This window comes from Paraburkholderia humisilvae (assembly GCF_902859855.1).
Lineage (GTDB): Bacteria > Pseudomonadota > Gammaproteobacteria > Burkholderiales > Burkholderiaceae > Paraburkholderia > Paraburkholderia humisilvae.
In genome coordinates this window covers 1-1,384 of sequence record NZ_CADIKH010000338.1, presented here as the reverse complement: position 1 = coordinate 1,384, position 1,384 = coordinate 1, and the positions used below count along the sequence as shown (strand labels likewise).

Sequence of the window (1,384 nt, the reverse complement as noted above, 5' to 3'; positions counted from 1 at the left end):
ACTGCTGCGTCCAGGCACGCGCCCCGTCGAGGCTCGTGAACGCCTTGCGCGGGTAGTCGGGCCGATACTTGCACGTGCGGAACAGCGCCTCGGCGTACGGGTTGTCGTTGCTCACGCGCGGTCGACTAAACGAGGCCACCACGCCGAGGCTTTCCAGTGTGGCGAGCATCGTCGCGCCCTTCATCGCGCTGCCATTGTCCGAATGCAGTACCAGCGGACGTCCTGCCAGGCCCTCTGCCAGACTCGCGCGCCGCATCAGCAAGGCAGCAAGTTCGGCAGATTCCGCTTCCTGCACTTCGTGGCCCCAATCTTGCGGCTAAACACGTCGAGCACCATGTACCAGTAGTAATACTTGCCCTTGATCGCCGCGGGCATCCAGGTGATGTCCCACGACCAGACCTGATTGGCTGCCGTCGCACAATGAGTGGTGACGGGCCGCGGGGAAGGCTCGCGTGCACGACCTCGGTGGTGCTGCTGCGCGGCACTGCGCAGCACACGGTAAAAGCTCGATTCCGACGCGAGGTACATGCCGCGGTCGGCAAGGCCCGGCACGATCTGACTGGGCGGCAAGCTGGCGAACTCAGCACTATTGGCCACCTCCAGAATCTGTTGCCGTTCAGTCTCGCTCAGCTTGTGGCGCGGCGGCGGCCGCCCGGTCGTGCTCCGGCCATCGGCGCGCACCACCTCGCCATCACGGACCCAGCGCTGGAACGTGCGCAGGCTCACGCCCAGCTGCTCGCACGCCTTCTCCAACCGGCAGCCTGAGAGCACCGCCTCGCGAATCAACGATATACACAACAGGCGATCCGGGACGTTGATCAATCGTCCTCGTTGTCCCCCCAGATCGCCTGGGCTTTTTTTCTGAGAATCAGCAGCGCCGCCGCTTCCGCCAGGGCCTTCTCCTTGCGCTGCAGTTCCTTCTCCAGCTGCCTGATGCGCTGCCTGTCCTCTTTGGACTGGTGACGCTGCTCGCGCGCCTGCTCCGCAGCATTCGCGTTGGCTGCCTGACAGGCAGCCCGCCACGCAGCGACCTGCTCGGGGTACAGACCTTTGCGACGGCAGTATTCGGCCAGCTCCGCTGCGTTGAGCGGCGCTGTTTCCAGCACTACGGCAAACTTGTCTTCCGAAGACCATCCTTCGGGGTTCTTCCCGTCGCCCGGCACTGCCAGCCCTTGTCCTTTCGCCTGTCGCCGCCACGTGTACAACGTCTGTCCGGTAATCCCCGTTTCTCGTGCTAGCGCCGACACTGGCGCATTCTCCGGCGGCATCATGCGACGCACCAGCGCTTCTTTTCGTTCTTCTGGGTAGCCTTTCATTCATCCCGATTCTACCGCCCCCGGACCATGACTAAGAATCAAACAACGCGACAACTATTCTGACGCCG

At 63.5% G+C, this 1,384-nt stretch carries 1 pseudogene; it reads right to left on the bottom strand.

What is annotated here, in order from left to right:
* A pseudogene (locus tag HV796_RS45265) lies at nucleotides 1-1,316 on the bottom strand (IS3 family transposase); the annotation flags it as partial.
* Nucleotides 1,317-1,384: the final 68 nt, after the last annotated feature.